General features: G+C 55.4%; 2 tRNA genes and 2 rRNA genes (1 of these 4 running past the window's edge). All 4 read left to right on the top strand.

Annotated elements, in window-relative coordinates:
* Positions 1 to 767 precede the first annotated feature (767 nt).
* Positions 768 to 2,252: ribosomal RNA gene (locus tag VB738_RS16370) — 16S ribosomal RNA — on the top strand.
* Between the two features lie 321 nt (positions 2,253 to 2,573).
* Positions 2,574 to 2,647, top strand: a tRNA-Ile gene (locus VB738_RS16375).
* A gap of 9 nt (positions 2,648 to 2,656) precedes the next feature.
* Positions 2,657 to 2,729: transfer RNA gene (locus VB738_RS16380), tRNA-Ala, on the top strand.
* 540 nt (positions 2,730 to 3,269) lie between these two features.
* Positions 3,270 to 5,000, top strand: a 23S ribosomal RNA gene (locus VB738_RS16385) (it continues 1,145 nt past the right edge of the window).
* Together the 16S and 23S rRNA genes with 2 tRNA genes alongside form the textbook arrangement of a ribosomal RNA operon.

The raw sequence follows: 5,000 nt of genomic DNA on the forward strand, positions 1-5,000 counted from the left end.
CCCACGTGATATGATTTTGGACTGCGCCCCAGAGAGCGAGAGCTCGAGCGGGGAGCAGGCTTACGAGATCAAGAGGCGCGAGCCGACGGTGTTGTAAGTTTTCTGAGTCGCCGGGAGGCGACGCGCCGCGAGAGCCCCGGAAGGGGTGGAGCGGCAGAACCTGGACAACCAAAAAAGTTTAGGAACTGACGCTTCCACTGCGTCGGTTGCTGCGGAAGGAGAGGATCAGTTGCGGGAGACCGTAGGTGGTTGTTCTGGAAGCGCCTGTGTCCTTCGCTACCGCGGAGGGGAGGCGTCCTGGAAGGGACGTGCTTAGCGGGATTCTCTGAGAGGGGAAGCAGCGGACGAAGAGCGGTGGAGGTGTGAGGTCCCGTCAAAAGAAAGAAGCGACGGGTCAAAGCGATCAAGGAGCCGAGGAGCGTTCTCACGACGCGCCGAGGTTTGGAGAGGCGCCATTGGACGGGGAGCGATCCCGCTGAGCGATCTTGCAAGAGAGAGTTTCAGAGCGATGGAAGGCCCTTTGAGCGTTAGACCGGTTGCGAACCGGATCTGAGATTCGGGAAAGTCACATGTCGTGGCCTGGGCGCTGCCTGAAAGGGGAGCGAGGTTCTCCGCAAGGGGAGCGAACTGGAAAGCGATAGGTGCACTCTTTGAACCCAGCGCGAGAGCGTTGGTGGCCCCGACGTTGCCGTAGACGCCAGTCTGCGGGGATGGAGAGAGGCAAATCCAGCTGAGGGAAGCGCAAGTTGACCAAGAGGGTTGGATCTACAACGGAGAGTTTGATCCTGGCTCAGGATGAACGCTGGCGGCGTGCTTAACACATGCAAGTCGAACGAGCCTTCGGGCTAGTGGCGGACGGGTGAGTAACGCGTGGGAATCTGCCCTCAGGAGGGGGATAACGGCCGGAAACGGCCGCTAATACCCCATATGCCGAGAGGTGAAATGAATTTCGCCTGAGGATGAGCCCGCGTCTGATTAGCTAGTTGGTGGGGTAATGGCCCACCAAGGCGACGATCAGTAGCTGGTCTGAGAGGATGATCAGCCACACTGGGACTGAGACACGGCCCAGACTCCTACGGGAGGCAGCAGTGGGGAATTTTCCGCAATGGGCGAAAGCCTGACGGAGCAACGCCGCGTGAGGGATGAAGGCCTCTGGGCTGTAAACCTCTTTTCTCAAGGAAGAAGACATGACGGTACTTGAGGAATAAGCCACGGCTAATTCCGTGCCAGCAGCCGCGGTAATACGGGAGTGGCAAGCGTTATCCGGAATTATTGGGCGTAAAGCGTCCGCAGGCGGCCTTGTAAGTCTGTCGTTAAAGCGTGGAGCTTAACTCCATTTCAGCGATGGAAACTACAAGGCTTGAGTGTGGTAGGGGCAGAGGGAATTCCCGGTGTAGCGGTGAAATGCGTAGATATCGGGAAGAACACCAGTGGCGAAGGCGCTCTGCTGGGCCATAACTGACGCTCATGGACGAAAGCCAGGGGAGCGAAAGGGATTAGATACCCCTGTAGTCCTGGCCGTAAACGATGAACACTAGGTGTCGGGGGAATCGACCCCCTCGGTGTCGTAGCTAACGCGTTAAGTGTTCCGCCTGGGGAGTACGCACGCAAGTGTGAAACTCAAAGGAATTGACGGGGGCCCGCACAAGCGGTGGAGTATGTGGTTTAATTCGATGCAACGCGAAGAACCTTACCAGGGTTTGACATCCTGCGAATCCCTTGGAAACGAGGGAGTGCCTTCGGGAGCGCAGAGACAGGTGGTGCATGGCTGTCGTCAGCTCGTGTCGTGAGATGTTGGGTTAAGTCCCGCAACGAGCGCAACCCACGTCTTTAGTTGCCAGCATTCAGTTGGGCACTCTAGAGAGACCGCCGGTGATAAACCGGAGGAAGGTGTGGATGACGTCAAGTCATCATGCCCCTTACATCCTGGGCTACACACGTACTACAATGCTACGGACAAAGGGTTGCAAGCTCGCGAGAGTTAGCTAATCCCATAAACCGTGGCTCAGTTCAGATCGTAGGCTGCAACTCGCCTACGTGAAGGAGGAATCGCTAGTAATCGCAGGTCAGCATACTGCGGTGAATACGTTCCCGGGCCTTGTACACACCGCCCGTCACACCATGGAAGTTGGCCATGCCCGAAGTCGTTACTCCAACCCTTGTGGAGGAGGACGCCGAAGGTGGGGCTGATGACTGGGGTGAAGTCGTAACAAGGTAGCCGTACCGGAAGGTGCGGCTGGATCACCTCCTAACAGGGAGACACAACTGATCGTGATGTCTGAGCGCCGACCAAGCGTAAGTTTGGGAAGCACTTTTGTCTCAGGCCACGGTCCTGTCATCTCGAAGGTCGATCGGTACCTCAAGGTGAGCCATCAAAGCCAAGGAAAAGTCCCGAATGCTCGCAAGAGCAGGAAGGAGGATTCTAAGGATGTTGTGATGGACTCGTTTTCAGTTCCTAAACTTTGTCTAGGTCACCCCACCAAGGGTTTTGCCAGGCATCCAATGAATCGTATCCCGCGAGGGAGAGGAAGCACTGGTTGACTGGAGGAACCACTGTCAGAGTGATTGCTCCTGGGCCATTAGCTCAGGTGGTTAGAGCGCACCCCTGATAAGGGTGAGGTCCCTGGTTCAAGTCCAGGATGGCCCATTCGTGTTTGGGGGTTTAGCTCAGTTGGTAGAGCGCCTGCTTTGCAAGCAGGATGTCAGCGGTTCGAGTCCGCTAACCTCCATCCAACCAGGTTAAGACCACAACATGAAGCTGCATCAGGAGGAATTCTGATGGGTGAAGTGACCGGACATGTTCAGCTGAGGACTCCAGCCTCCTTTCATTCCCGATGGATAGGCTCACTGTAAAGGTGAGTGTATTTCAGAGATGGTTGAAAGGAAGCTGGACTCGCTGATCATCAATTTGCATGTTCATGTGAGTTGGTGAATCAGTGGAGCCAGCGAAGAACCTTGACAACTGCATAGGTGAGTCTGGAAAAGAAAGCATCTCATGGATGCCCAGACGGACGTTGACAGATCCTGGTAACCCCAGGTGATGGAGACGGCTGACTGGGAGATTCTTGAGTTTAGAGCCGAGAGCTTCCAGCGTCTTTTCGCTCCGCCGAGGAGAGAAGAGTCAGATTCTGTCTTTCAAACCGCTTGGGCTTGAATGGGCCGCGATGGTGCGACGGGAAACCGCAGCATCAGAGTGAACCAGGAAAAGCCAGAGGAGGTGAAAGCAGGAGAATGGGTCTCAACAACCCTGAACGCTGGGAGTGTTAATTGGTCAAGCTACAAAGGGCTCACGGTGGATACCTTGGCACACAGAGGCGATGAAGGACGTGGTTACCTGCGAAAAGTCTCGGGGAGCTGGAAACACGCTTTGATCCGGGAATCTCCGAATGGGGCAACCCCTAGAACGGCCACCTGAATCCATAGGGTGGCGCGAGCCAACCCAGCGAACTGAAACATCTTAGTAGCTGGAGGAAAGGAAAGTAAAAACGACTCCCTAAGTAGCGGCGAGCGAACGGGGAAGAGCCTAAACCGATGGTTTCGACCATCGGGGTTGTGGGACAGCAACGTGGACCAGGGACGTTAGTGGAAGCGTTTGAAAGGCGCGCCATAGAGGGTGAAAGCCCCGTACGCGAAAACGAAACTGGCCTAGCTGTATCCCGAGTAGCACGGAGCACGTGAAATTCCGTGTGAATCCGCGAGGACCACCTCGTAAGGCTAAGTACTCCTGTGTGACCGATAGCGAAACAGTACCGCGAGGGAAAGGTGAAAAGAACCCCGGGAGGGGAGTGAAATAGAACATGAAACCGTGAGCTTACAAGCAATGGGAGTCCTACTCATAGGATGACCGTGTGCCTGTTGAAGAATGAGCCGGCGACTTATAGGCACTGGCAGGTTAAACCGGAAATGGTGGAGCCATAGCGAAAGCGAGTCTGAATAGGGCGTTGGTCAGTGTTTATAGACCCGAACCCGGGTGATCTAACCATGGCCAGGATGAAGCTTGGGTGATACCAAGTGGAGGTCCGAACCGACTGATGTTGAAAAATCAGCGGATGAGCTGTGGTTAGGGGTGAAATGCCAATCGAACCCGGAGCTAGCTGGTTCTCCCCGAAATACGTTGAGGCGTAGCGTCTAGTGCTATAGCAGGGGGGTAAAGCCACCGTTTCGGTGCGGGCTGCGAGAGCGGTACCAAATCGAGACGAACTCTGAATACCCTGTGTGAAACTAGGCAGTCAGACTGTGGGGGATAAGCTCCATGGTCGAAAGGGAAACAGCCCAGACCGCCAGCTAAGGTCCCCAAATGACTACTCAGTGATAAAGGAGGTGGGATTGCCCAGACAACCAGGAGGTTTGCCTAGAAGCAGCCATCCTCAAAGGAGTGCGTAATAGCTCACTGGTCGAGCGATCCTGCGCCGAAAATGAACGGGGCTAAGTAGTCTACCGAAGCTGCGGATTTAACTTGTTAAATGGTAGGGGAGCGTTCCATGTGGGGCGAAGCGTTAGCGTAAGCGGGCGTGGACTGCATGGAAGTGAGAATGTCGGCTTGAGTAGCGAAAACATGGGTGAGAATCCCATGCCCCGAAACCCTAAGGGTTCCTCCGGCAGGCTCGTCCGCGGAGGGTTAGTCAGGACCTAAGGCGAGGCCGAAAGGCGTAGTCGATGGACAACAGGTCAACATTCCTGTACCTGTCATGTTTTGGGAAGGGGGACGGAGAAGGCTAGCCCAGCCAGAAGTTGGTTACTGGTTCAAGCGTTCAAGGCGTTGAGAAGTGGCGAAAACACTTTGAGCTGAGGCGTGAGTACGAGCTGCTACGGCAGCGAAGTGGGTGATGTCAAGCTTCCAAGAAAAGCCCTATACCCGTTAAGGCATGACGGCCTGTACCCGAAACCGACACAGGTGGGGTGGTAGAGAATACCGAGGGGCGCGAGGTAACTCTCTCTAAGGAACTCGGCAAAATGGCCCCGTAACTTCGGGAGAAGGGGTGCCACCGCAAGGTGGTCGC

This window comes from Cyanobium gracile UHCC 0139, from assembly GCF_034931325.1.
Taxonomy (GTDB): Bacteria; Cyanobacteriota; Cyanobacteriia; order PCC-6307; family Cyanobiaceae; genus Cyanobium; species Cyanobium gracile_B.